We start from the raw sequence: 24,570 nt of genomic DNA, 5'->3' as shown, positions 1-24,570 counted from the left end.
ATCCGCGGGCAGCGCACGCCACTTGATGCCGTTGTCCACCAGGTAGAAGATCGCGTCAACGACCGTGCGGCGGTGGTGTTTTTCCGGTCGCCCGCCCAGCGGGGTCTTGGTCAAAGGCGCTGGTAGCAGGGGTCGAAGGACCGCCCATTGGGCGTCGGTGAGATCCGAGGGGTAGCGGGGTCGGCGGGTTGTGCAGCCGCAGCCGCACCCCTCCTGGTCGGCATCGGCCGGTACGGGGTTCAATGACATCGCGGGTTCTTGTGATCGCTGGCTTAGACAACCACTGCGATAACAAGAACCCGCCCTTGTCTGCGGCTACGACACGCCCCCACGTGATCATCAGCCACATATCACAACCACCCACAACCCCTTCCAAAACAGCCTCTATAGAGGCTGTTTTGAACCCGTTGGCGCAGTGGTGAGTCGTCGTTGGCTGGTGTGGAGTGAACGGCCTGTTCGCCTCGGTAGGTGAGGTGAACGGTCCGTTCGCTGCAGCCGTCCGGTGTCGGCGGGCATCAGCCGGTGTGGAGTGAACGGCCTGTTCGTCCCGATAGGTGAGGCGAACAGGCCGTTCACTTCACCACTTCGATGCCGCCAGCCGATCTACCACGACGCAGCGCCACCGCATCCAAACAGCCTCTATAGCAGCACAGCACGCGCACGGGGCCTGGGCTGCGGAAGCGGCGCGAACTCGGGCTATTCCGGGGTTCGCCGGACGGCGGTGCGGCGGCGGGCGAAGTAGGTGATCAGGCCGATCACCAGCCAGGCCGCTCCCACCGCCAGCGCCAGCGGGCTCGCCGTGGCCAGCACGACCGCCGCGATCAGGGCGCCGACGACCGGGACCACCGCAGTGGACACCCGGCGGTCCCGCCCGGACACCGCGAAGTAGCCGATCACCGAGGCGTGCAGCAGGACGAACGCGGTCAACGCCCCGACCGTCACCATCGACGACAGGACCTCCAGCCCGTCCTCGGCCGACGCCGCCCACACCGACACGATCAGCGTCACCACCGCGGCCAGCAGCGTCGCGTTGCGCGGCACGTGCGCCCGCCGGTCCACCCGGCCGAGCGCCGCGGGCATCTGGCCGTCCCGCGCCATGCCGAACAGCAGCCGGCTCACCGCCGCCTGCGCCACCATCGCCGAGAACGCCGGGGCGACCGCCTTCACCGCCGTCACGGCCACCGCGAGCCAGCCGCCCAGCGAGGCCCGCAGCATGTCGTAGAACGCCGAGTCCTGCGCGTCCGGGTTCAGCGCCAGCTCCTGCGGTGTCAGCGGGTTCAGCAGCGAGGCGAGGTAGGTCTGCACGAAGAACAGCACGCCGCTGAGCGCCAGGCAGAACAGCAGCGCCCGGCCGACCTGGCGGGCCGATCCGGTGTTCTCCTCGGCGAACGACGCGATCGCGTCGAAGCCGAGGAACGACAGCACCGCCACCGACACCGCGCCCAGCACGGCCAGCGGCGCGAAGGCGCCCACGCCGGTCAGCGGCGACAGCCACGGCCGGACCGGGCCCTCGGTGGCCAGCACCACCAGCGCGGCGACCACGAACACCGCGAGCAGCACGATCTCCACCACCAGCACCACCGTGCCGACGATCGCCGCGACCTTGACGCCGGTCAGGTTCAGCGTGGTCACGACGACGATCGCCAGGCCGGTCGCCACCCACACCGGGATCTGCGGCACCAGCGAGTTCGTCGCGATGCCGACGAACAGCGACGCCACGCTCGGGATGAACAGGTAGTCCAGCATGATCATCCACCCGGCCACGAAACCGGGCGCCCGCCCCAGGCCCGCCGAGGCGTAGGCGAACACCGAACCGGCCTTCGGCACCGCCGCCGACATCCGCGCGTAGGACCAGGCGGTGAACGCCATGGCGACGGTCGCGACGACGTAGACCAGCGCCACCGCGCCGCCGCTGCGCGCGTCGAGCACGCCGAAGACGCCGACGGGCGCGAGCGGCCCGATGAACAGCAGGCCGGAAACGATCAGGTCGCGCAGCGACAGCCGCCGCTGCAACCCCTCCGCGGAAGTAGTGGTCATGGCAGAACACCTGTCTCCGAAATCGATGTGCGGGTCCCCTCGGGGTTAGGAGACGCCCGAGGACCCGCGGCGCTGCGGGTTGCGAGGATGGGGAGCCCGATCAAAGCACGCCCCCGGCCCGGCCGGAACAACGCGGCGCCCGCGAGGGTTGACCATGCACGGTTCCGCGCCGAGGCTGGACCGGCAACCGCAACTCACGTCAGGTGGTACGAATGTCTTCCACTCCGGTCGAAGTGACCCGCACCGGTTCGCACACCTTCACCGCGACCAACCCGCGCGGTGGCGAGGTGACGATCGGCCGCGAGGACGCGCCCGACGCGTTCACCCCCGGCGAGCTGCTGCTCGCCGCCATCGCCGCCTGCTCCGCGGTCACCAGCGAGAACCTGCTGGTCCGGCGGCTCGGTGAGGACGCGAAGGTGACGGTGCACGCCGACCGGACCAAGGTCCCGGAGGACAAGCACAAGTTCGCCTCGGTCCAGGTCGGCTTCGACGTGGACCTCAGCGGGATCGAGGACGACGACGAGCGCGGCAGGGTCGTCGACGCGGTGCAGCGCGCGATCGAGAAGTACTGCACCGTCAGCCGCTCCGTCGAGGAGGGCACCCCGATCGAGCTGACCCTTCCGCGCTGACCGCACTACAACTGTGCAACTGAGGCATCCGGCCGCCGGGGGCGCGTCGTAAGGTGCTCGTCGCGCACCTGTCAGCTGGTGCGCGACGAGTGGGAGGCACAGCACAGTGGCACAGGAGACCGCACGGACACAGCAGTCCGGGTTGCGCAGGGATCTCTCCGGGCGCCAAGTCGGCATGATCGCCATCGGCGGCGCCATCGGCACCGGGCTGTTCCTCGGTTCCGGCCTAGCGATCTCCATCGCCGGCCCGGCCGTGATCATCGCCTACGCGGTCGCCGCGTTCGCCGCGCTGGCTCTGGCGTACGCGCTGGCCGAGATGATCGTGGTGCACCCCGAGGCGGGCGGGTTCGGGGCGGTCATCAAGCGGTACCTCGGCGGGCTCGCCGGGTTCGTGTCCCGCTGGATCTACTGGGCCGCGCAGGTGGTCAACATCGGCAGCGAGGTCATCGCGGCCGGGCTGTACCTGCAGTTCTGGTACCCGCAGCTGCCGCTGTGGATCCCGGTGGTGGTCTTCTCGGTGCTGATGCTGGCGATCAACATCGCCGCGGTGCGCTTCTTCGGCGAGTTCGAGTACTGGTTCGCCATGATCAAGGTCGTCACGATCGTGGTGTTCGTGGTGCTCGGCGTCGTCTACATCGTCTTCGGCCTGCCGGGCCAGCAGCCGGCGGGCGTCGGCGCGCTGACCGAGCACGGCGGGTTCCTGCCCAACGGCATCGGCGCGGTGTGGCTGGCGCTGACCGTGGTCACGTTCTCCTACCTGGGCACCGAGGCCGTCTCGATGACCGCGGCGGAGTCCCGCAACCCCGGCCGGGACGTGCCGCGCGCGGCGCGCAGCATGGTGCTGCGGCTGGGCCTGTTCTACGTGCTCGGCATGCTGGTGGTCGTCTCGATCCTGCCGTGGAACCAGGCCTCGTCGTCGGGCGACATCACGGAGAGCCCGTTCGTGCGGCTGTTCACCATCGTGGGCATCCCCGCCGCGGCCGGGATCATGAACTTCGTGGTGCTCACCGCCGCGCTGTCGGCGATGAACACGAACCTGTACCTGACCGCCCGCATGACCCACTCGCTCGCCCTGGACGGCTATGCGCCGAAGTGGTTCGCCGTGGTCAGCGAGAACGGCGTGCCGCGGCGCGCCCTGGTGCTGTCGGCGGTCGGGCTGGCGCTGGCCGCGTCGCTGTCGGTGTTCGCCGAGGACACCGCGTTCCCGATGCTGCTGGGCTTGGCGCTGTTCGGCGCGCTGGTGGTGTGGCTGATGATCTTCGCCAGCCAGCTGGTGTTCCGCCGCAGCCGGGCCTTGGAGGGCCTGCCGCCGTCGCCGGTGCGGCTGCCGGGCGCCCCGGTGACGACGGTGCTGGCGATGCTGTTCGTCGCGGCGGTGCTGCTGACCACGCCGTTCACCGAGCAGTTCAACACCGCCTGGAAGGCGGGCGTCCCGTTCGTGCTGATCCTCTGCGTGGCGTACTACATCGTCCGGCGCCGCGGCGCCGCGCGGTCGGAGTGAGCACCGCTGGAGGGCACCGGCCGTGGGACGGGTGCCCTCCAGCGGCTCCGCCGATCGGGTGAGTGGCGGGAGCGCAAGGGCGCTTGCGCGGCCCGCCGCACCAGGCATTTACACTCCCGCATGTGTCGAACCAGCCGATGATCGCGCCCTCCATCCTGTCCGCCGATTTCGCCCGCCTCGCCGACGAGATGGCCGCCGTGAACGGCGCGCCCGGCGTGCGCGCCGACTGGCTGCACGTGGACGTGATGGACGCGCACTTCGTGCCCAACCTGACCCTGGGGCTGCCGGTGGTCGAGTCGCTGCTGAAGGCGACCGACATCCCGATCGACTGCCACCTGATGATCGAGGACCCGGACCGCTGGGCCATCGGCTACGCCGAGGCCGGCGCCTACAACGTCACGGTGCACGTGGAGGCGGCCAAGGACCCGATCGCGATCGCCAAGGACCTGCGCGCGGCCGGGGCGAAGGCGGGCCTGTCGATCAAGCCGAACACCCCGCTGGACCCGTACGTCGAGGTCCTCAAGCACTACGACACGCTGCTGGTGATGTCCGTGGAGCCGGGCTTCGGCGGCCAGAGCTTCATCGCCGACGTGCTGGACAAGGCCCGCAAGGCCCGCGAGCTGGTCGACACGGGGCACCTGAACCTGGTGGTGGAGATCGACGGCGGCATCAACGCGGACACCATCGAGCAGGCCGCGGAAGCCGGCGTCGACTGCTTCGTGGCGGGCTCGGCGGTCTACAACGCCGCCGACCCGGCGAAGGCCATCGAGGCCCTGCGCGCCAAGGCCGCCCCGAACTTCGCCCACGCCCGGCAGTGAATTGATACCAGGCTCATCCTGCGTGGCGGTGTGGGTGGCGGAACCTCAGGCGCCTTCTCGCTGTGGGATCCCCGACATCATGAATGCCCAATTCACCACGTCGGGGCTGTCCTCGCGAGAAGACCCCTGAGAACCCGCGGCGGTGCAAGCGGCGGGGGTGGGCTAAGCGGCTTCGCCGCTTCACAGACAAAAACGGCTCTCCACAGGCCTACAACTTGTTCGCGGCACCTGGCCGGTGAAACGTGGGTTCGTCGGGCTGTGGTGAAGGTCGGCTCGCAGGAGCGGAGGGAACCGATGGTCGGTCGTGTCGAGGAGCAGGCGATGCTCGCCGCGATCGCCGCGAGCGAGCAGGTGCGCGGCACCACCAGCCCCAACCCGCCCGTGGGTTGCGTGGTGCTGGCCGCTGACGGCGAGGTCGTCGGCGTCGGCGCGACGCAGCCGCCGGGCGGTCCGCACGCGGAAGTCGTCGCGCTCCGCGCGGCGGGGGAGCGGGCCAGGGGCGGCACCGCCGTGGTGACGCTGGAACCGTGCTCGCACACCGGCCGGACGCCGCCCTGCACGGATGCCCTGCGGTCGGCCGGGGTCGCGCGCGTGGTGCACGCGGCCTCCGATCCCAACCCGCAGGCCGCCGGTGGCGCCGGCGTGCTGCGCGCCGCGGGCATCGATGTCCACAGTGGATTTATGGTCGACGCGGTGGAAAGGGGCCCGCTGCGGGCCTGGCTGCACTTCACGCGAACCGGTCGCCCGCACGTCACCTGGAAGTACGCGGCCACGTTGGACGGTCGTTCGGCCGCCGCCGACGGCACCAGCAAGTGGATCAGCTCCGCGGAATCCCGCGCCGAGGTGCACCGGTTCCGCGCGCAGGTGGACGCGATCATCGCGGGCACCGGCACGGTCCTCGCCGACGACCCGCAGCTCACCGCCCGCGCGGCGGACGGCGCGCTGCTGGCCCGGCAGCCGCTGCGGGTAGTCGTCGGCGACCGCGAGATCCCGCGTGCCGCCAAGGTCTTCGACGACGCGGCCGAAACGATCCAGCTGCCCGGCGGCGACCCGGCCGCGGTGCTCGCCGCGCTCGCCGGCCGCGGCGTCGTCGACGTGCTGCTGGAAGGTGGCCCGCGGCTGGCCGGCGCGTTCATCGCCGCCGGGTGCGTGGACCGCGTGCTCGCCTACGTCGCGCCGCTGCTGCTGGGCGCGGGTCCGGCCGCGCTCGGGGAGGCGGGAGTGGGAAGCATCTCGGAAGCATGGCGGTTGACCGTCGAAGAGACGACTATGAGTGGCGCCGACGTCCGGATCAGCGCGGTCCCGATGGGCGGCCGACCGGGCGCCGAAGCCGGGTAGTGCGAGGAGGCAGCACGTGTTCACCGGGATCGTCGAGGAGCTCGGCACCATCGAGGCGGTCGAGTCGTTGGCCGACGGCAGCCGGTTGACCATCGCGGGGCCGGTGGTCACCGGGGACGCCAAGCACGGCGACTCGATCGCCGTCAACGGCGTGTGCCTGACCGTCGTGACGGTGGGCGACGGGCGGTTCACCACCGACGTCGTCGCCGAGACGCTGCGCCGCTCCTCGCTGAAGGGCATCGCGGCCGGCGACCGGGTCAACCTGGAGCGCGCGATGGCGCTCGGTGACCGGCTCGGCGGGCACATCGTGCAGGGCCACGTCGACGGCACCGCGGTGCTGCGCGGCACCGACGCCGACGGGCTCACCCGCTTCGAGCTGCCCCGGCGGCTGTCCCGCTACCTGGTCGAGAAGGGCTCCATCACCGTCGACGGCGTGTCGCTGACCGTGGTCGACGCCGGTGACGGGGAGTTCAGCATCGCGCTGATCCCCACCACGAAAGAGCTGACCACGCTGGGCTTCCGCGGGCCGGGTGACGAAGTGAACATCGAGGTGGATGTGCTGGCCAAGCACCTGGAACGGCTCGCCGCCGCGCAACTGAACCACCTGGACCATGGTGCGCAGGCCCGTTCGGGGGACAATGGCGGCGGCAGGGAGGCGCGGTGATGAACCCCGAGGACGAGGTCGCGAACACGGTGAGCACGAAGAAGTTCGACAGCATCGAGCGCGCGTTGGCCGACATCGCGGCCGGACGCCCGGTCGTCGTGGTGGACGACGAGGACCGCGAGAACGAAGGCGATCTGATCTTCGCCGCGGAGAAGGCGACGCCGGAACTCGTGGCGTTCATGGTCCGCTACACCTCCGGCTACATCTGCGTCGGGCTCCCCGGTGAGGACTGCGACCGCCTCGACCTGCCCCCGATGTACTACTGGAACCAGGACCGCAAGGGCACGGCCTACACCGTCACGGTCGACGCCGCCGAAGGCGTCAGCACCGGCATCTCCGCCGCCGACCGCGCGAAGACGCTGCGCGTGCTGGCCGGCGAGAAGTCCACCGCCAAGGACCTCACCCGGCCCGGCCACGTGGTGCCGCTGCGCGCCCGCGACGGCGGCGTGCTGCGCCGGCCCGGCCACACCGAAGCCGCCGTGGACCTCTCCCGCCTCGCCGGGCTGCGGCCGGCCGGCGCGCTGTGCGAGATCGTCAGCCAGAAGTCCGAGGGCGACATGGCGCGCCGCGACGAACTGGAGGTCTTCGCCGAGGAGCACGACCTGGCGCTGATCACCATCGCCGACCTGATCGCCTACCGGCGCCGCTTCGAGAAGCAGGTGGTGCGCGTCGCCGAGGCCCGCATCCCCACCGTGCACGGCACGTTCCGCACCTTCGGCTATGACAGCACCCTCGACGGCATCGAGCACCTGGCGATGGTCTACGGCGAGATCGGCGACGGCGAGGACATCCTGGTCCGGGTGCACTCCGAATGCCTGACCGGCGACGTGCTGGGCTCGCTGCGCTGCGACTGCGGCCCGCAGCTGGACGCGGCGATGGCCAAGGTCGCTGAGGCCGGTCGCGGCGTGGTGCTCTACATGCGCGGGCACGAAGGGCGCGGCATCGGGCTGATCCACAAGCTGCAGGCCTACCAGCTGCAGGACGACGGCGCCGACACCGTGGACGCCAACGTCGCGCTGGGCATGCCGGTCGACAGCCGCGACTACGGGCAGGGCGCGCAGATCCTGTGCGACCTGGGCATCAGGTCGATGCGGCTGCTCACCAACAACCCGGCCAAGCGGGTCGGGCTGGAGGGCTACGGGCTGCGGATCGTGGACCGCGTGCCGCTGCCGATCCGCCCGAACCCGGAGAACATCCGCTACCTCCGCACCAAGCGCGACCGGATGGGGCACGTGCTGGACAATCTCGACGACGGGGAGGATTCCTCGATCAACGGCGAGACTGGAGTGACGGCATGAGTGGCGAGGGGCGACCGCGGACTAGCGTGCCGAAGGCGGGTGACCTGCGGCTGGGCATCGCCGCGATCCGCTGGCACGAGCGACTCGTCGAGCAGATGCTCTCCCGCGCGCTGGCGGCGGCGAAGGAAGCGGGCATCGTGGAGCCGACCGTGGTGCGGGTGCCCGGTTCGATCGAGCTGCCGGTGGTCTGCCAGCAGCTGGCGCACCAGCACGACGCGGTGGTCGCGCTGGGCGTGGTGATCCGCGGCGGCACGCCGCACTTCGAGTACGTCTGCGACTCGGTCACCCAGGGCCTGACCCGGGTGTCGCTGGACGAGTCCACGGCCATCGGCAACGGCGTGCTGACCTGCGACACCATGCAGCAGGCGGAGGACCGGGCCGGGTTCGACGACTCGGTGGAGGACAAGGGCTTCGAGGCGACGGCGGCGGCGCTGGAGACGGCGCTGGTGCTGCGGGAGCTGCGTGGCTGGGACGGGGAACGGGGTTTCTTGTGAGTGCCGAGCGGGTGGAGGTCCGGCCGCGGAAGGTGCGGCGGGTGGCGATCCCGATCGCCGTCGTGCTGGTGCTGACGTTCGCGGCGGTCGGGCTGCTGCTGCGCAACACCCCGACCGGCGTGATCTTCTCGGTGTCCGACCAGGTTGCGATGGTGGCGCTGGGCCTGCTGCTGGGCGGCGGCGTGATGCTGCTGACCCGGCCGCGGTTGCGCGCCGACGCCGACGGCGTGGAGGTCCGCAACATCATCGGCACGCAGCGCTTCTCGTGGCCGCTGGTGCAGGCCGTCAGCTTCCCGGACGGCGCCTCGTGGGCCCGGCTGGAGCTGCCGGAGGACGAGTACGTGCCGATCATGGCGATTCAGGCGGCCGACGGCGAGCGGGCGATCAAGGCGATGCGCGAGCTCCGCGAACTCCGCCGCGAGGTGGACGCCGCGAGCTGAGCACGGAGCGGTGCGGTGGCGCCTTCGACCGGACGAATCCGGCGGAGGCGCCCTTTCGTTTCCGCAGGCAGACCGCCTGGGCAGCAGGGGGAACCTTCCCGGTTTCAGGCGAAATCGGACCGCCGAAATCGCGACGACCGCCTGGGGTGGGCCTAGAGTTTTCCAATTTTAGGCAAAATTGGGGGAGCGGGACGCGCCGCGAGCGTCTGGTGCGAGTGCGGAAGTTTCCCAATTTTAGGCAAAATCGGAAAGTCGTGAACGCTTGGTGCGGGCCGGTGGCTTCCCAATTTTAGGCAGAATCGGGAAGCCACCGCGCCCTCGGGCGTCAGCTGGCCGAGACCAGGTCGCAGACGAAGACCAGCGTCTCGCCGGGCTTGATCACGCCGCCCGCGCCGCGGTCGCCGTAGGCGAGCTGCGGCGGGATGGTGAGCTTGCGGCGGCCGCCGACCTTCATGCCCTGCAGGCCCTTGTCCCAGCCCGCGATGACCTGGCCCGCGCCGAGCCGCAGCTCCAGCGGCGCGCCGCGGTTCCAGCTGGCGTCGAACTCCTTGCCGGTGCTGTGCGAAACGCCCACGTAGTGCACGGCGACCTGGTCGCCCGCCTTGGCCTCGGGGCCCTCGCCGACCTCGATGTCCTCGATCACCAGGTCCGCCGGCGGCGCGCCGGTCGGCTTGGCGACCTGCGGCTTTTCCTTGTTCACGTGCGTTCTCCTCGATCGATGGTGCGCAGCGTCGTGCAACGGCTGCCGGTGAATTGTCTCGGACGGTCCCGTGTGGAGCACACTCGCCCGGGCATCGTTCCAGGGTGGACGGATACGGCTGGGCCAGTACCCGTGCGTGTTTTGTGCTGCTATGACGACACAAAACACGCACGGCTCAGGGGCGGCCGGGCTTGGTTCACGGCCGTTCCCAGGTCCGGGCGAGCGCCGCGACGGCTTGGTCGAGCAGTTCCGGGCCGAGGGCGAAGCTGAGGCGCAGGTGGTCGCGGTGGCCGCGGTCGGCCGCGAACAGCGAGCCGGGCGCCACCGCCACGCCGTTGTCCCGGGCGAGCTCGGCGAAGCGTTCGGTGTCGGTGCCGGGCAGCCGGACCCACAGCGACAGGCCGCCCGCGGGCCGCTCCCACGTCCACTGTGGAAGGTGGCTGCGCAGGGCGGCGGCCAGGTGGTCGCGGCGGCGCGCCAGTTCCGCTCGCCAGGTCGCGAAGTCGTTGTGCCGCAGCAGTTCCGCCGCGAACCGCTGCCCGACCGTGCTGGTCGCCAGGTCGCTGGTCTGCTTGAGCTCGGTCAGCTGCGCCAGCAGCGGTTCCGGCGCGGCGAGCCAGCCGACCCGCAGGCCGCCCCACAGCACCTTCGACAGCGAGTGGACCTCGACCACGCCGTGCGGGTGCTCGTCGGCGAACCGGCCGGGCCGCGGGCCTTCGTGCACCAGCTCGGCGAGCGTGCGGTCCTCGACAACGGGCAGGGCGGCGTCGCGGGCGATCCCGGAGAGTTCCGCGACGCGATCGGCGTCGGCCACCGTGCCGGCCGGGTTGTGCACCGCCTGCGCGTAGGCGAAGGCGGGCCGGTGCCGCGCGATCGCGTCGCGGAACGCGTCGGGCAGCATGCCGCGCCGGTCGGTGGGCACGGCGACGGCCCGCGCCCCGCAGCTCTGGATCGCGGCCAGCGCGCCGGTGTAGGTGGGGTCTTCGACCAGCACGGCGTCGCCGGGGCGGGCCAGGCAGCGGGTCGCGAGGTCGATGCCCTGCTGCCCGCCGCCGGTGATCAGCGGCTCGCCGCCGATGAGTTCCCGCAGGCCCGGCTCGCCCGGCAGGTCGTAGCCGTGCCGGCTCGGCGTGCTCAGCAGCGCGGCGGGATCGAGCTTGGGCACCCGCAGGTGCGACGGATCGGGAACGACCGAAGTGGACAGGTCGGCGAACACCGCGCCGGGGCGCAGCAGCCGGCCCATCGCCGACTCCCGCCCGGCGGCGGCCAGGTAGGTGCCGCTGCCGTGCCTGCGCTCGCAGATCCCCTCCTCGAACAGCGCGTTGAAGGCCGCGGCCACCGCGCCTCGGCTGCACTCCAGCACCCGGGCGAGGTCGCGCTCGGACGGCAGGCGGGTGCCCGGGCTGAGCGCGCCGGTGCGCGCGAGGTCGGTCAGCGCGGTCGCCAGCCGGCGGCTGAGCGGGCCGTTCCCGTGGCGGAGCCGGTCGCGGATCAGCGCGGCGAATTGGTCCACATCGGCACTCGACATGCGGCCATTCTGCACCAGGGCGGATTAATCACTAGTGGATGAACTGGCCACTTGATAGCGTGCCAAGTGGCCGCGAAGTGGCCTGTCCCACATCGCGAGATATGCCACTTTGGTGAAGGGGATGGCGATGGCGCTGACGGAGTCGGAATACATCTGGATGGACGGCGCGCGGGTGCCGTGGCGCGAGGCCCAGGTCCACGTGCTCAGCCACGGGCTGCACTACGGCACCGGCGTGTTCGAAGGCATCCGCGCGTACCCCACGGCGGACGGGCCGGCGCTGTTGCGGCTCGACGAGCACCTCGACCGGCTGTTCCGCAGCGCCAAGATGCTGCGCATGACGTTGCCGCACGGCAAGGAAGAGCTGCGCGCGGCGACGCTGGAGCTGGTGCGGGCCAACGGGCACCGCTCCTGCTACGTCCGCCAGCTGGCGCACCTCGGCTACGGCGTGATGGGCGTCGACCCGACCGGCGCGCCGGTGCACGTGTCGATCGCCAGCTGGGAGTGGGGCGCCTACCTCGACGGGGCCGACCGCGGCGTGCGCCTCATGACGAGTTCCTGGCGGCGCAACGATCCCTCCGTGGTGCCGACCGCCGCCAAGGCCACCGGCCCGTACCTGAACTCCGCGCTGGCCAAGCTGGAGGCGCGCGATGCGGGGTTCGACGAAGCGGTGCTGCTGAGCACCGACGGCTACGTCAGCGAGTGCTCCGGCGAGAACATCTTCGTCCGGCGCGGCGACGTGCTCTACACGCCGCCGTCGAGCGCGGGCGCGTTGGAAGGCATCACCCAGGATTCGGTCACCGCGCTGGCCACCGACCTCGGCCTCACCGTGCGCCGCGAGAACCTGCTCCGCTCGGATCTCTACGCGGCCGACGAGATGTTCCTCTGCGGCACCGCGGCGGAGGTCACCCCGGTCCGCTCGGTCGACAACCGCGAGATCGGCGAGCCCGGCCCGGTGACGGGCAAGATCCGCGATGCGTTCACGGCGGCGGTGACCGGCGCCGATGAGCGCTACCGGCACTGGCTGACCTACGTCGGTTGATCGACTTCCGCTAGCCTTCGAGGCATGGACTCCTGACGGTGGACGAAGGGCCCGCCGGGCGAACCGCGCCCGGCGGGATTCGCCGCGCGACGGGCGGGAACGGCCCGTCGCGCGGATGCTGGTCGCATCGCCGAAGGAGTCTGATCACGTGCTGGAAGATGCCGAATTCGAAGCCCGCGTCGCGGATCGGCTGGCCGCGTTGCCCGGGGTCCAGGCGGTGAGCCTCGGCGGCTCGCGCGCCCAGGGAACCCATCGCGCCGACAGCGACTGGGACTTCGCGATCTACTACCGCGGCCGCTTCGAACCGCAGGACCTCCGCGATGTCGGGTGGCCCGGCGAGGTCTCCGAACTGGGCGAGTGGGGCGGCGGCGTGTTCAACGGCGGCGCGTGGCTGCAGATCGAGGGGCGCCACGTGGACGTCCACTACCGCGACCTGGACGTCGTGGAGCACGAGCTCGCCGAGGCCCGGGCGGGCCGGTTCGAGTGGCAGCCGCTGATGTTCCACCTCGCGGGCATCCCCAGCTACCTGGTGGTCGCCGAGATGGCCATCAACCGGGTGCTGCACGGCGAACTGCCGCGGCCGGAATACCCGGACGCCCTCCGCGAGGCCGCGCCCGCGGTCTGGTGGGGGCAGGCGTCGATGGGCCTGGCCTACGCGCGGGCGAACCACGCGCCGCACGGCCGGCTCGCGGAGACGGCGGGCCTGATCGCGCAGGCCGCCTGCCAGGCGGCGCACGGGGTGCTCGCGGCCCGCGGCGAGTGGGTCACCAACGAGAAGCGCCTGCTGACCAGGGCGGGCCTGCGCGACGTCGACCGGGTGGTGGCCGGGCTGACGGCGCAGACGCTGGTCGAGGCGGTGGACGAGGCCCACGCCCTGTGCGACGCGGCGGTATCCGCGGCCAGGTAGGAGCTTGACTCGTGAGCGTTTTGGAGTGCTGTGGCGCTCCAAAACGCTCACGAGGGCGCCCGGGCCTGTCGTTATAGGGCGGTCTGATCCGCGGCAGCGGAAACGCCTATTGGACCTGCCGGGGCTTCGCCGCCAACGATGGCTGCGGCGGAAAGGAGCCGTGATGGCGAAGGATTTCCTGGCGTACTGCGACGAGGTCTGGCGCGGCGAGGCGACCACGGCCGACTACCAGAAGGGCCGCTGGCAGGACGGGCACGTCATCGAACTCGCCGATGGCGTGGCCCTCTTCCCGGCCTTCGGCAACGTCGTGGCCGTCCGAGGCGAGGATGGGTTGCTGCTGTTCGACACCAGCCACGAGCGGTTCAGCGCCCGGCTGCACACCGCCGTGCGCGCCTGGAGCGACCTGCCCCTGCGCTACGCGGTGTACTCGCACGGGCACATCGACCACGTCTTCGGCGTCGGGCCGTTCGACGCCGAGGCCGACGAGCTGCGGCGGCCCCGGCCGGTCGTCGTCGGGCACGAGGCGGTCGTCGCCCGGTTCGACCGCTACAAGCTCACCAGCGGCTACAACGAGGTGATCAACCAGCGGCAGTTCCAGCGCGCCGACGCCCGCTGGCCGCTCGACTACCGCTACCCCGACGTCACCTACCGGGACACCATGACGCTCACCGTCGGCGGCCGCGAAGTCCGGCTGCACCACGGCAAGGGCGAGACCGACGACGCGACCTACGCCTACCTGCCGGACCAGCGGGTGCTGATGACCGGCGACATGTTCATCTGGGTCACGCCGAACGCCGGGAACCCGCAGAAGGTGCAGCGCTATCCCCGGGAGTGGGCGCAGGCGCTGCGGCACATGGCCGAGTTCGGGGCCGAGATGTTGTTGCCCGGCCACGGGATTCCCATCGTCGGCGCGGACCGGGTGCGCACCGCGCTGCTGGACACTGCCGAATACCTGGAAAGCCTCGTCGAGCAGGCCCTGGAGCTGATGAACCGGGGAGCCCGGCTCGACGAGATCGTGCACGCCGTGCGCCCGCCGGAGCACCTCGCGGACAAGCCGTACCTGCGGCCGGTGTACGACGAGCCGGAGTTCGTCGTGCGCAACGTGTGGCGGCTCTACGGCGGTTGGTACGACGGGAACCCGGCGCACCTCAAGCCCGCCCCGGACGAGCAGCTCGCGACGGCGCTCGCCGGACTCGCCGGTGGCGCGGCGGCGCTGGCCGAACGCGCGAAAGCCGCTGCGGTGGCGGGGGAGTTGCGGCTGGCCTGCCACCTCGTCGAGTTCGCGGTGCAGGCGGAGCCGGACGACGCCGCGGTGCACGAGGTCCGCGCCGACATCTACGCGCAGCGCGCCGAGCAGGAGCTCTCGACGATGTCGCGCGGCGTCTTCACCTGGGCGGCGGCGGAGTCGAGGGGCCGGGTCAGCGGCACCGGCGTGCTCGACGAGGTGGCGGCGGAGTCGAAGGGCAAGACCCGCTGGGCGATCTGACCGGACCCACCGGCGCACCCGGCCCGACTGGACATGCATCAGGTTGGGCACCCGCAGTCCAGGCGGACGCTGAGGTTCCGCCACCCGCACCGCCACGCACAAGGAGGACGAAGAAACCTCAATGGAAATCGCGGGCTCCTGTCGAGATCACCGCCACCAGCGGTGCCATGCCGCTGGTGGTCGCCGGGCAGACGGTCCACGAGGCCCGCGAGCAGGGCGCGGTGGATCGTCCACTTCGGACGGATGCGCGGATGCGGGTCGGCCCGTGCACCGACCCGGCAGGCTGTCCCCGGCAGCCGAAGCCCTGATCGTGCTGCTGGAGCGCGTCGAGCAGCCCCGGCGATCACCCGTCGGTGCCCGGGCACTGCGGGATCGCGCTGCCCGGCCGGACGACGACGCCGGTGGTTCGCGGCGGCTGGTCGGCCGCGGCCGGTCGCAGCGGGCACACGCGCATGACCAGCGGAACGCCGCCCGTGCGGTTGCCGTTGTTGTCGAAGGTGATCGGGCCGCCCGCACCGGGCACCGAGCTTTCCGCGGACGAGAAACCGTTGATCGCCGTGTTCACCTGGCTGCGCTGGACCGGCTTGTTCGCCGGCAGGGACCGCAGTGCCTGGGAGACGGTGGCCACCGCGTCGTAGGCGTTCATCGCCCAGCCGTCGTCGGTGTGCGAGGGGTCGAAGCCCGCCGCGGCGAAGGTCTGCTGGAACACCTCGAAGTTGGGGTTGCCGTCCTGCGGCCGGTCGGCGCCGCCGATCGTGGTGGCCAGCAGCCGCACCTTGCCTTCGGTGAAGCTCTTGGACCGCAACGCCTTGTTCCGCAGGTCTTCGACGTACAGGTCGGATTCGGCTGCCTGCAGGCGTTTTCCGTCGGAGGTGCTGACCACGGTGACCGACGACGCGGCGCAGTGCCCGCTGGCGAATTCCTCGTCGAGGCTCTGGATGAACCTGGCCATGTCGCGACCGCGCGCGACGTAGGCGACCGTCACGTCCTTCGGCGCGCCGCACACCCGCTTCGCGGTCTGCGGGACGGTGCTGAGCTCGTCGGCGTCGAACTTCACCTCGGTCACGTTCCCGCCGAACTGGCGCTGCATGAGCGGCAACGTCGTGCAGGTGTAGGGGTCGGAGCCGCCGGTCGGGACCATGATGAAGTCCGGCTTGGCCGGAACGACGGCGCCGAGCTGCTCGATCTGCACGGAGGTCCGGTAGGCGACGCGGTAGAAGTAGTCGTTGCCGATCCCGCGCGGGTAGGTGATGTCCGGGTCGCAGCCGTCGAAGACCGGCTGGTCCTCGCGGGATCCGTTCTGGTCGAAGCCCACCGCCGTGACCAGGTCGGCGACCATCGGGATCTTGGCCGCCGCGAGGAGATCCGCGACGTCGGCCGTGCGCTGCTGGCTCAGCCCGACCCCGGCGACGGCCACCACGTCGGCGCGGTCGGACAGCAGCCGGGCCACGTCGACGGCGTTCGAGCTCTCGTCGTACCGGCCGATCTGGCCGACCACCAGGCGCATCGGATGCAGGCAGCCGGTGCCGTTGGCGCGGAGCTGACCGGCCGCCATGCCCTCCAGTTCGCGCACCGCGCGACCGCCGACGGACGGGTCGGTCATCGTCATGAGCACCCCGACCGTCACCGGCGTGCCCGTCGGGTCGCACTTGTCGGCGGCGGCGCGGTTCTGCCGGTCGATCACCTGCATCACCGGGGCGAATTCGTCGAGTCCGAAGGCGTAAGGGCCCTCGGACAGGCCGACGCATTCGGCGCCTGCCGACCAGATCTCCGCGGTCGGGAACCCGTCGTTGCAGCCGATGCGCTTGGTCAGCCACGGGCCGGCCCAGATCGCGGCGCCGGACAGCGCCAGCAGCGCGACGACCAGTCCCAGCGGAATCCAGTCCCGCCAGCCCGCGCCAAACCTGCGCCACGGGCGGAGGGTGTCGAAGAATCGTCGTAACCGCGTCACGGCCGGGTCCTTCCGACTGGAGGAGGCTTGGGGTCAGCTGAGTTCGTCACGGCGGCCGCCGTACCGCTGCGCGCGCCAGATGAACGGCAGCGGATCCTGCCCCTGCAGGTGTTCGGTGAGTTGCTGGAAGCTGTGTGCCGCGTGCGAGCGGAGCTTCTTGCGCACGGACCACTCGGTGACGCACGGGTCCTTGTCGTGGGCGGGAATCACGCCGAGCAGCCGGACGACGTGCCCGTGGCGGGTCCCGGGCCAGCCGGCGCGCCGGATCTGCTCGACGTCGCGCGCCCGGGGATCGGGCATCGCCACGACCGCGTCGAACAGCGCCAGCCACTCCTCGGCGGGCAGCTCGGGCAGCAGGTCGGCCAACTCCGCCGCCACGGCGTCGCTCTCGCCCAGCATCCGCTGGTAGTACAGCCGCGATGCCCGGTTCTCGGGCGCGACCTTGCTGCGGAGGCTTTCGAAAACGGTGCGCCAGAGGGCGGTCTCGTCCTCGCCGCGGGACGCGAGCGCGCGCATGCCCAGGTAGCGGGCCAGCGGATGCAGGCTCGGCTCCGCGCCGGGGCTGGTCGGCGACCACAGCGTCGCGGAGGTGAACAGTTCGGAGTCGAAGCCGACTGGGGCCGGCAGCAGCGGCGCCAACACGGTCGCCTCCACCCGGTTCCGCGCCGCCGACAACGTGATCAGCGCCTCGACCAGGGTGTCGTCGATGTGCTTGGAGGCGTCCAGCCCGCGCACGAAGGCCGCCAGCAGCCGCCGTTCCACCGGGCCCTCGGGCTCCTCGGCGCGCAGCAGCTCGTCCAGGTCGCCGACGAGGTTCGGCTCGTCGTGGAGCCTGCCGAGCACGAACGCCGTCGATTCCGGGTGGCCGTGCGTGAGCTTGTAGGCCGCGCGGGCGACCGCGGTCGCCCCGAGCTCCTCCGGGCCGTCCGCGAAGTTCCTGTTCCAGCCCGGGAAATTCCTTGCCCACTCGACCAGATCGGCCGCTTCGAGGTCCGGCAAGGGCATCCGGATCCACCACCCGGAGACCTCGCCGGTCCCGGTTTCGTGCGCCGGGCGGGACGACAGCGCGGTGGCGAGTGCGCCCGCACTGGTGGTGACCAGCGTGAGCGGGTCGGGCAGCTTGCTGTCGGGATTGCCGGGGCTCGCCGCGAGCGCCTTGCGGACGCGCAGCAGCGAGCCGGTGAAGGACATCGCCGGGGCCGTGTCGCCGTCGTCGAGCAGCACGAGGACGTTCGCCGGGCGGCCGCCGGCGTGCGCGAGGCTGTGCCGCAGGTCGGCGAGCAGCGCGTTGACGAGCAGATCGTCAACGTCCCGGCGGATGGCGGCGTTCTTGCTCCTGGCCTGGGTGTTGAGCCCGAGCAGCACCTCTTCGGGTTTCAAGGCGCGCTGCCGGCCCTGGTGGCCGAACCAGGCCAGCGCCTCCTTGTTCCAGGTCCGCCGCGTCATCCAGCGTGAGAGGTGCAGCCGGTCGACGATCACCTTCGCGATGTCGTCCGCGACCGGCTCGGGCACCGGGATGTTCACCAGCGCGCCTGCGACGTTCGCCAGGCCCCGGACGAAACCGAGCAGTTCGCTGCGGCTGTTGTAGGTGTTGAGCGCCTTGTTCAGCTGCTCCAACGACTTCCTGGGATCGAGATCTCCGGTCTGCAGCGAAATGGCGATCTGGGCGAGGACCACGCGCGGGAACGCCACCGAATAGCCGGGCGCGCCAAGGCTGAGGCCCAGCATGATGGCGGCCAGCACCGGCCGGACCGGGCTGGCCCCGTCGTCGTCGAGCAGCCGCGGCCGCACCAGAACCGCGGGAGTGCGGCCCTGCCAGGCGTCCACCGCCCGCTCCAGCACGGCGGTGCGGCCGGAACCACCGCAGCCCTCGATGACCAGCACCGGCCGGGTTTCGCCGGAATACGCACGGGAAACGTCGGTCAACCGGTCGACCAGCGCGAGCAGATCGGCGCGACCCACGAACATCCTCGGCCTCCCTCGGCGCCATTGCCTCCGGCCCCAGAATCCGGATGAGGGCAGCACTCTAACGGTTCAGACGCATCCGGTGGGCCGCATCGGGGCACGGCCGCCGGGGGCCCGCCGAACGTCACCCGTTCGCCGTGCTCATCTGCGCGCGGAACGTGATCGGCCGGCCGGGCCGGAAACCGTTCGCGGCAAAGGACATCAGCAGCCGCGGACCCCAAAGCCCGTGCGGCTCAGCGGGGCCGGACCGCGGCGGCGGAGAGGGCTACGAAGACCGCCAGCACCGCCGGGGTCGCGAGGCCGGTGGTCAGGTCCGTCCAGCTGGTGACCAGGCCGATCACCACCGGGCCCGCGAGCAGGCCGCCGTAGCCGAGCGTGCTCACCTGGGCGAGATCCCGGCCGCTGCGGCTCGGATCGCGGTTGCCCGCCGCGTTGAACACCTGCGGGATGATGCACGACAGCCCGATGCCGAACAGGGCGAAGCCGATGATCGCCGCCACCGGGTGGTGCAGCAGCAGCGCGCCGCCGAGGCCCACGCCCGCGACGGCGCCGCAGCACCGCACCAGGAGGACCGGCCCGAGCCGGGCGACCAGGAAGTCACCGAGGAAGCGGAACACGGCCATCATCGCGGAGAACACCGCGTAGCCGGTCGCCGCGACCGCCGGGCTGGTCCGCAGGACGTCGTGCAGGTACAGCGGCGACCAGTCCGCCATCGAGCCTTCGCCCAGCGAGCAGAAGAAGGCCAGCACGCCCAGGAACACGATGCCCGGCGAGATCCCGCGCTGCCGCACCGGATTTCCGGTCGCAGCGGCCTCCGGGGGCAGCAGCGCGCGCCGCGCGATCAGCGACACCACGCCGAGCGCGGCCGCGACGAGCGCGAAGTGCGCGCCGACGCCGATCGCCGCGTGCGCCGCGAGCGCGCCGACTCCGGCGCCGAGCAGGCCGCCGACGCTGAACATCGCGTGGAACGTGCTCACGATCGGGCGCCCGTACCGCCGCTGCACCTGCAGCGCGTGGGTGTTCATGGCCACGTCGACGGTTCCGTGCCCGGCGCCGAACAGCAGCAGCGCGGCCACCAGCGCCGGGAGGTTCCCGGCGATGCCGGGCAGCAGCAGGCTCGCCGACATCGCGATGCCGGCCGGTCCCAGCACCCGCGCGCTGCCGAGGCGGTCGGCGAGGTGTCCGACGATCTGCATGGCGAGCACCGAGCCGGCCGCGACCGCGAACAGCGCCAGCGTGACCTGCGCGTCGTCCAGGCCGAGGTCCTGCTTGATCGCCGGGATCCGCGCGGTCCAGGTGCCCAGCGCCGCGCCGGTGATCACGAAGTAGGCCGTCACGGCCCACCGGGCCCGCTGCGGGACGGCGACGGTCGTCTCAGACAACGCGTACCTCCACGCCCGCCGCGACCAGCGCCGCGCACGCGTCCGCAGGCGCGGCCCGGTCGGTGACGATCACGTCGATGTCGGTGATCGGGCAGACGAATCCCAGGCCGGTCCGGGCGAACTTGGCGCCGTGGCAGACGGCGACGACGCGCTGCGCGGCGGCCACCGCGGCCTGCTTCACCGGCACTTCTTCGAGGTCGTGCGCCGTCAGGCCGTGCGTCGCGGAAAGCCCGCACACGCCGAGGATCGTGGTGTCCACCCGCAGCGCGCGCAGCGACGTCTCGGTGAGGTGGCCGGTGAACGACAGCTCGCCCGGCTTCGTCCGCCCGCCCGGCATCAGCAGGTCGACCTGCGGCGCGTTGCTCAGCGCGTTCGCCGAGTGCAGGTCGAGCGGGATCGCGGTGATCCGGCGGTGCGCGAGCCGCCGGGCCACCTCCAGCGTCGTCGTACCGGAGTCGATGATCACGGACTCGCAGTCCGCGATCAGCTCCTCGACCGCCGCGGCCAGCTGCTTCTTGGTCCCGGTCTCGTCGAGCTCCCGGAGCGGGAACGGCGCGGAGTGGCCGCGCAGGAAGCTCACCGCGCCGCCGCGCACTCGCCGCAGCACGCCCTGCTCGGCGAGTTGGTCGAGGTCGCGGCGGATGGTCATCTCCGACGAACCGGTCGCCTCGGCCAGCTCGGCCACCGTGACCCGCTCCGCCCGCCGCAGCCGCTCGATGATCGTCGAAGTTCTTTCCGAACTCTCCACGAGTTCAATCGAACAAGAAAGATGTGCGAAAGGCAACCCCGCGCGCGGGTGCGATGTGCGAACCCGGGGCGGTGCACTGCTCCGGGTGAGGGACAATGGAGGCGACGGCGTGGAGCCGTCGGGTAGGAGGAGATCGTGAGCGTGGCCCAGGAGCGCAACCTTCGGTTGGTGCGAGACGTCCCGTCCGAGCTCGGCGTGCGGCTCGGCGACATCAGACTGCGCAACCGCCTGGTGACCTCGTCCAGCCTGCTCGGCTACGGCGTGGCCAACACCAAGCTGGTGCCCTACGGCATGAGCCCGATCTCGCAGTTCGTGCCGTTGTCCCGGTTCGGCGCGGTCACCACCCGCACCGTCACCGTCGAGCCCCGCGAGGGGCACTTCACCACCCGCGACGTGTGGCCGCTGCACGAGCTGCCCTCGCTGATCAAGCGCTACGGGCAGGCGCTGCGGCAGGTCGACGGCGGCTGGCTCAACGCCTTCGGCTGGTGCAACGTCGGCATCGACGCCTACCTGCGCGACTACTACCCGCGCACCCGCGAGCAGAACACCATCATCTCCGTCGGCGGCTTCTCCGCCGAGGAGTTCGTCACGCTGGTCGACAAGCTCAACGCCGCGGTGCCGGCCGGTGAGATCGCCGCGGTCGAGTTCAACGTCTCCTGCCACAACGTCAACTTCGACTTCAACCAGATCATCGAGTCGGTGCTGGCCGAGGCGGTGCCGCGCAGCAACCACCCGGTGATCCTGAAGCTCTCGCCGGACTACGACTACCTCGGTCACGCCAAGCTGGCGGCCCGGCACGGGGTGTCGGCGCTGACCGCGATCAACACCGTCAAGGGCCTGCGGCTGGACCCGAACACCGGGCAGCCGCTGCTGAAGAACGGCTTCGGCGGGCTCTCCGGTCGCGCGATCAAGCCGATCGGCCTGCGGGTGGTCAAGGAACTGCGCGACGCCGGCGTGACGCTGCCGATCATCGCCACCGGCGGCATCCGCAGCTTCGACGACTGCCGCGAGTACTTCTGGGCGGGCGCCGACGCGGTCAGCCTCGGCAGCGCCAGCTGGTTCGCCAGCTACCCGGGCTACGCGCTCTCGCCGCTGTACGCGGCCCGGATCCGGAACCTGGTGCGCCGCATCGAGAACTACACGCCGCCGCAGCGCTGACCCGCCGCGTTGCTCGCATCGGGCGACTTTCGCCTTGCGGGCAACGGTGATCGGGCGAATGGCGCCACCGGGCGCTCGTCGGCTCGGTACGCTCGGGGATGTTGATCCTTGGGCGCAGCCGGGGAGGCGACGCTTGGTGGCGACGGAATCGGATGGATCCGGCGCCGCGACACCGCGGCGCAGGTGGTGGCAACGGTTGCTGCGCGGCCCGGCGTTCGTGGTCGTGGCGCTCGTCGGCGCGCTGGCCGGGGTCGCCGCGCCGATGCTGTGGAACGCCGCCCGCGACGTGTCGCGCCCACCGGTCCTGGTGTGGGCGAGCTCGGACGGCGGCCCGGTGGACGATCGCAGCTACGCGCTGCCCGACGTGGCCGATCCGGCAGAAATCGGGACACCTGCGGAGTTCCTGGCCGATTCGCCTGCGCTGCGCCGCGCCGTGAAGGCCGGCGTGCACGGCACGACGGTGACCATCGAGGGCGCTCGCTCCCGCGACGTGGTGATCACGAACATGCGCGCCCGGATCCTGAGCCGGGAGCCGAACGTCGCCGGGACGCTGCTCTGCAGCACGCCGCAGGGCGACCTGCCCGCGAAGCGGATCGGCTTCGACCTGGACGAGTTCCGCCCGGTGGCGCGGGTGCTCGACGGCAGGAGGCTCGGCGAGCCGTACTTCACCGGCCAGGCGCAGCAGCTCGCCGACGGCGAGACGGTGGTGTTCCAGGTCGAATCGCGCGCCGACGACGGCCACTACCGCTGGGTGATCGACGTCGACCTCGTCATCGACGGACAACCGCAGACCTACACCGCGAAGCCCGACACCGGCGAGTTCGAGATGACCGGGTTCAGCCCGCGGTACGGGGCGGTTTTCGCCGCCCGGGGCATGCAGTCCTGGAGTTTCCCGGACCGGGCGGGTGGTTGCTGATGCGGTACGCGCTCCGGGTGCTGGCGCTCGTCGTGGTCGTGGCGGCCGGGGTCGGCTTGGGGATCTGGTGGAACCGGCCGCCGGAGGTCCGTTCGCCGCAGGAGGTGGCTGCGCTGCTGCCAGCGGCCGGTGACGGATTCCGCGCGAATGACGAGTCCTCGTACGACAGGGTCTCCTTCCTCGCGACGGTGGAGGATTGCGCCCCGGTGCCGGTCGTGCAGCAGTTCCGCACCGCGAGTTCCGCCGTCTTCAAGGGCTACACGATCGGCGAGGAAACGTCTGCGCTGGTGGCGATCGTGCAGCTGGCGCAGGACGATGTGGCGCCGGTGCGGGACGCGCTGCGCTCGGCCGGCAACTGCCAGCGCCCGGACACCAGCGGCGGCTCCGTGTGGACGAAGATCGCGCGCCCGTGGTTCGGCGACGTGTCGGCGCTGTTCACCACCACCGACACCACCATGGATGCGGAAGGCCGGTTCGTCACCAACATCGGCGGCGGTCCAGTGTGGACGTTCACCATGTCGGACGAGTGGCTGGTGGCGATCGGCGCGTACACATCCCCCTTGCAGACAGCGGCCGATATCTACCCGCCGATGCTGGCGGCGTTCGACCGCGAGGTGGGCACGAACTTCCTGCAGCCGGGCGAATCCCGAGGCGGCTGCCCGCCCGCGGACGTCGCCATCGCGGACTTGCCGCCGGGCGCGCTCAGCAGGCAGGCGATCACGCAGCTGCAGAGCATGCACGATCTGGCCTGCCAGAACCGGATGGACGCGGTCCTGGCGGTGCTGTCGGCGCCGCTGGTGGTGGACGACGGCGTCGACGTCGACGGGCGGGTGGACGTCGACGATCCCGCCGGGTTCGCGCGAATCCTGGAGAGCCGCGCGGTTTACCGCAACGGCGCGGTGACCTACCGGTCCGGCGACTCCGCGCTGGTGTTCTCGACGCTGTACACCCCAGGCGCACCGCCCCTCGGCTGGGACGCCTACGTGCGCCATTGCTCCACCGCGGAACCCGCTGCGGCCCGGCTGTGCGAGCCGGATCCCTACGGCCCGCTCGGCGGGGCGGATTGGACGGCCGTGCTGGCGGAGCGGGGCTGCGGCGAGGAATACCCGGCGATCGTGCACAGCCGGTTCCAGGACCTGACCGGAGACGGCCGTCCCGAGCCCGTGCTCGCGGTGAACTGCGACCTGGCCGACGGCACCCGCCTCCGCGAGGTGCAGGTCTACGACGGCGGGTCGCCGCCGGATTCGCCGCGGCTGATCCAGGCGTTGCTGGGCGACGATCCGGGCCCGCAGGGCACCGGGCTCGCCCCGGCGACCGTGACGTTGTCCGGCGACGAGCTGACCGTCCAGTCGTGGAGCTGGCCGCCGGACGATCCGCAGGGCAACCCGAACCTGCTGGTGACGGACGGATTCCGCTGGCAGGACGGCAATTTCGTGCCGGAATGGCGGGATGTCGAGGACATGTCGTGACCCGGGACCCGGGCCTTCCGCGGAAGTCCGGCACCGGATTCGCACGCAATTCCTGAGTCCCGGCGCATGACCCGGTGCCGATCCCGGGAACCATCGCGGCGA

At 71.4% G+C, this 24,570-nt stretch carries 23 protein-coding genes; 15 read left to right on the top strand and 8 right to left on the bottom strand.

What is annotated here, in order from left to right:
* Nucleotides 1-243, bottom strand: a 243-nt coding sequence (locus BLW84_RS48835; RefSeq protein ID WP_425441661.1) for a transposase, incomplete at its 3' end; no start/stop codon positions are given.
* A gap of 453 nt (nt 244-696) precedes the next feature.
* The gene (locus tag BLW84_RS01760) at nt 697-2,037 is read right to left on the bottom strand and encodes an APC family permease (RefSeq protein ID WP_093260475.1); all 1,341 of its coding nucleotides are present in this window, start codon (nt 2,035-2,037) and stop codon (nt 697-699) included.
* Nucleotides 2,038-2,249: 212 nt separating this feature from the next.
* On the opposite strand from BLW84_RS01760, the gene BLW84_RS01755 reads away from it, so the two are divergent.
* The 8 genes from BLW84_RS01755 to BLW84_RS01720 all read left to right on the top strand — a co-directional run bounded on the left by BLW84_RS01755 (nt 2,250) and on the right by BLW84_RS01720 (nt 9,219).
* Entirely contained in the window at nt 2,250-2,666 is a 417-nt protein-coding gene (locus BLW84_RS01755) for an OsmC family protein (RefSeq protein ID WP_093260473.1), read from the top strand.
* 106 nt (nt 2,667-2,772) lie between these two features.
* On the top strand, nt 2,773-4,167 hold the full coding sequence (locus BLW84_RS01750) for an amino acid permease (protein ID WP_093260471.1): 1,395 nt from the start codon (nt 2,773-2,775) through the stop codon (nt 4,165-4,167).
* Nucleotides 4,168-4,304: 137 nt separating this feature from the next.
* Nucleotides 4,305-4,985, top strand: a complete 681-nt coding sequence (gene rpe / locus BLW84_RS01745) for a ribulose-phosphate 3-epimerase (protein WP_093260469.1) — start codon at nt 4,305-4,307, stop codon at nt 4,983-4,985.
* A 294-nt stretch (nt 4,986-5,279) separates the two neighbouring features.
* Nucleotides 5,280-6,323, top strand: coding sequence for a bifunctional diaminohydroxyphosphoribosylaminopyrimidine deaminase/5-amino-6-(5-phosphoribosylamino)uracil reductase RibD (ribD, locus tag BLW84_RS01740; protein ID WP_093260548.1), 1,044 nt, complete (start codon nt 5,280-5,282; stop codon nt 6,321-6,323).
* Nucleotides 6,324-6,339: 16 nt separating this feature from the next.
* Entirely contained in the window at nt 6,340-6,987 is a 648-nt protein-coding gene (locus BLW84_RS01735; protein WP_093260467.1) for a riboflavin synthase, read from the top strand.
* Nucleotides 6,987-8,285, top strand: coding sequence for a bifunctional 3,4-dihydroxy-2-butanone-4-phosphate synthase/GTP cyclohydrolase II (locus tag BLW84_RS01730; RefSeq protein WP_093260465.1), 1,299 nt, complete (start codon nt 6,987-6,989; stop codon nt 8,283-8,285). Before BLW84_RS01735 ends, BLW84_RS01730 begins: the two co-directional genes overlap by 1 nt.
* Entirely contained in the window at nt 8,282-8,779 is a 498-nt protein-coding gene (gene ribH / locus BLW84_RS01725; protein ID WP_093260463.1) for a 6,7-dimethyl-8-ribityllumazine synthase, read from the top strand. The genes BLW84_RS01730 and ribH overlap by 4 nt, the downstream gene beginning before the upstream one ends.
* A gap of 41 nt (nt 8,780-8,820) precedes the next feature.
* A complete protein-coding gene (locus tag BLW84_RS01720) occupies nt 8,821-9,219 on the top strand; it encodes a PH domain-containing protein (RefSeq protein ID WP_245760861.1) in 399 nt (132 codons plus the stop codon).
* Between the two features lie 325 nt (nt 9,220-9,544).
* Here the strand turns inward: BLW84_RS01720 and BLW84_RS01715 are convergent, their stop codons facing one another.
* Together BLW84_RS01715 and BLW84_RS01710 are read right to left on the bottom strand one after the other, a co-directional pair.
* On the bottom strand, nt 9,545-9,919 hold the full coding sequence (locus BLW84_RS01715) for an FKBP-type peptidyl-prolyl cis-trans isomerase (protein ID WP_093260459.1): 375 nt from the start codon (nt 9,917-9,919) through the stop codon (nt 9,545-9,547).
* Nucleotides 9,920-10,115: 196 nt separating this feature from the next.
* A complete protein-coding gene (locus BLW84_RS01710) occupies nt 10,116-11,447 on the bottom strand; it encodes an aminotransferase-like domain-containing protein (RefSeq protein WP_093260458.1) in 1,332 nt (443 codons plus the stop codon).
* 127 nt (nt 11,448-11,574) lie between these two features.
* On the opposite strand from BLW84_RS01710, the gene BLW84_RS01705 reads away from it, so the two are divergent.
* The 4 genes from BLW84_RS01705 (at nt 11,575) to BLW84_RS47170 (ending at nt 15,187) form a co-directional block, all read left to right on the top strand.
* Nucleotides 11,575-12,486, top strand: a complete 912-nt coding sequence (locus BLW84_RS01705; protein ID WP_218157180.1) for a branched-chain amino acid transaminase — start codon at nt 11,575-11,577, stop codon at nt 12,484-12,486.
* A 151-nt stretch (nt 12,487-12,637) separates the two neighbouring features.
* A complete protein-coding gene (locus tag BLW84_RS01700) occupies nt 12,638-13,393 on the top strand; it encodes a nucleotidyltransferase domain-containing protein (protein ID WP_177226214.1) in 756 nt (251 codons plus the stop codon).
* A gap of 163 nt (nt 13,394-13,556) precedes the next feature.
* Nucleotides 13,557-14,879 carry an alkyl sulfatase dimerization domain-containing protein gene (locus BLW84_RS01695; RefSeq protein WP_093260454.1) on the top strand — a complete coding sequence of 441 codons (1,323 nt, stop codon included), beginning with the start codon at nt 13,557-13,559 and terminating at the stop codon, nt 14,877-14,879.
* 167 nt (nt 14,880-15,046) lie between these two features.
* A complete protein-coding gene (locus BLW84_RS47170) occupies nt 15,047-15,187 on the top strand; it encodes a hypothetical protein (protein WP_177226209.1) in 141 nt (46 codons plus the stop codon).
* A 35-nt stretch (nt 15,188-15,222) separates the two neighbouring features.
* Here BLW84_RS47170 and BLW84_RS01690 read toward each other — a convergent pair whose 3' ends face one another.
* From BLW84_RS01690 to BLW84_RS01675, 4 genes are all read right to left on the bottom strand, one after another.
* Entirely contained in the window at nt 15,223-16,830 is a 1,608-nt protein-coding gene (locus BLW84_RS01690; RefSeq protein ID WP_218157179.1) for an ABC transporter substrate-binding protein, read from the bottom strand.
* Nucleotides 16,831-16,863: 33 nt separating this feature from the next.
* Nucleotides 16,864-18,798, bottom strand: a complete 1,935-nt coding sequence (locus BLW84_RS01685) for a hypothetical protein (protein WP_093260452.1) — start codon at nt 18,796-18,798, stop codon at nt 16,864-16,866.
* Nucleotides 18,799-19,028: 230 nt separating this feature from the next.
* Entirely contained in the window at nt 19,029-20,177 is a 1,149-nt protein-coding gene (locus tag BLW84_RS01680) for an MFS transporter (RefSeq protein WP_093260450.1), read from the bottom strand.
* Nucleotides 20,170-20,925, bottom strand: a complete 756-nt coding sequence (locus tag BLW84_RS01675; protein ID WP_093260448.1) for a DeoR/GlpR family DNA-binding transcription regulator — start codon at nt 20,923-20,925, stop codon at nt 20,170-20,172. Before BLW84_RS01675 ends, BLW84_RS01680 begins: the two co-directional genes overlap by 8 nt.
* A gap of 135 nt (nt 20,926-21,060) precedes the next feature.
* On the opposite strand from BLW84_RS01675, the gene BLW84_RS01670 reads away from it, so the two are divergent.
* The 3 genes from BLW84_RS01670 (at nt 21,061) to BLW84_RS01660 (ending at nt 24,468) form a co-directional block, all read left to right on the top strand.
* Nucleotides 21,061-22,083 carry a beta/alpha barrel domain-containing protein gene (locus BLW84_RS01670; RefSeq protein ID WP_245760860.1) on the top strand — a complete coding sequence of 341 codons (1,023 nt, stop codon included), beginning with the start codon at nt 21,061-21,063 and terminating at the stop codon, nt 22,081-22,083.
* Nucleotides 22,084-22,219: 136 nt separating this feature from the next.
* Nucleotides 22,220-22,999 carry a hypothetical protein gene (locus BLW84_RS01665; RefSeq protein ID WP_143060832.1) on the top strand — a complete coding sequence of 260 codons (780 nt, stop codon included), beginning with the start codon at nt 22,220-22,222 and terminating at the stop codon, nt 22,997-22,999.
* Nucleotides 22,999-24,468, top strand: a complete 1,470-nt coding sequence (locus BLW84_RS01660) for a hypothetical protein (protein ID WP_093260444.1) — start codon at nt 22,999-23,001, stop codon at nt 24,466-24,468. Before BLW84_RS01665 ends, BLW84_RS01660 begins: the two co-directional genes overlap by 1 nt.
* Nucleotides 24,469-24,570: the final 102 nt, after the last annotated feature.

Origin of the sequence: Saccharopolyspora shandongensis (assembly GCF_900106995.1) — a bacterium.
Taxonomy (GTDB): Bacteria; Actinomycetota; Actinomycetes; order Mycobacteriales; family Pseudonocardiaceae; genus Saccharopolyspora; species Saccharopolyspora shandongensis.
The sequence above is the reverse complement of the archived record's forward strand: the minus strand, read 5'-3'. Positions and strand labels throughout refer to the sequence as shown.

Bases quoted from the DNA above. Each gene is read 5' to 3' on its own strand.
- BLW84_RS01760 (WP_093260475.1), bottom strand. From the start codon at position 2,037: ATGACCACTACTTCCGCGGAGGGGTTGCAGCGGCGGCTGTCGCTGCGC.
- BLW84_RS01755 (WP_093260473.1), top strand. From the start codon at position 2,250: ATGTCTTCCACTCCGGTCGAAGTGACCCGCACCGGTTCGCACACCTTC.
- rpe (WP_093260469.1), top strand. From the start codon at position 4,305: ATGATCGCGCCCTCCATCCTGTCCGCCGATTTCGCCCGCCTCGCCGAC.
- ribD (WP_093260548.1), top strand. From the start codon at position 5,280: ATGGTCGGTCGTGTCGAGGAGCAGGCGATGCTCGCCGCGATCGCCGCG.
- BLW84_RS01730 (WP_093260465.1), top strand. From the start codon at position 6,987: ATGAACCCCGAGGACGAGGTCGCGAACACGGTGAGCACGAAGAAGTTC.
- ribH (WP_093260463.1), top strand. From the start codon at position 8,282: ATGAGTGGCGAGGGGCGACCGCGGACTAGCGTGCCGAAGGCGGGTGAC.
- BLW84_RS01710 (WP_093260458.1), bottom strand. From the start codon at position 11,447: ATGTCGAGTGCCGATGTGGACCAATTCGCCGCGCTGATCCGCGACCGG.
- BLW84_RS01705 (WP_218157180.1), top strand. From the start codon at position 11,575: ATGGCGCTGACGGAGTCGGAATACATCTGGATGGACGGCGCGCGGGTG.
- BLW84_RS01695 (WP_093260454.1), top strand. From the start codon at position 13,557: ATGGCGAAGGATTTCCTGGCGTACTGCGACGAGGTCTGGCGCGGCGAG.
- BLW84_RS47170 (WP_177226209.1), top strand. From the start codon at position 15,047: ATGCCGCTGGTGGTCGCCGGGCAGACGGTCCACGAGGCCCGCGAGCAG.
- BLW84_RS01685 (WP_093260452.1), bottom strand. From the start codon at position 18,798: ATGTTCGTGGGTCGCGCCGATCTGCTCGCGCTGGTCGACCGGTTGACC.
- BLW84_RS01660 (WP_093260444.1), top strand. From the start codon at position 22,999: ATGCGGTACGCGCTCCGGGTGCTGGCGCTCGTCGTGGTCGTGGCGGCC.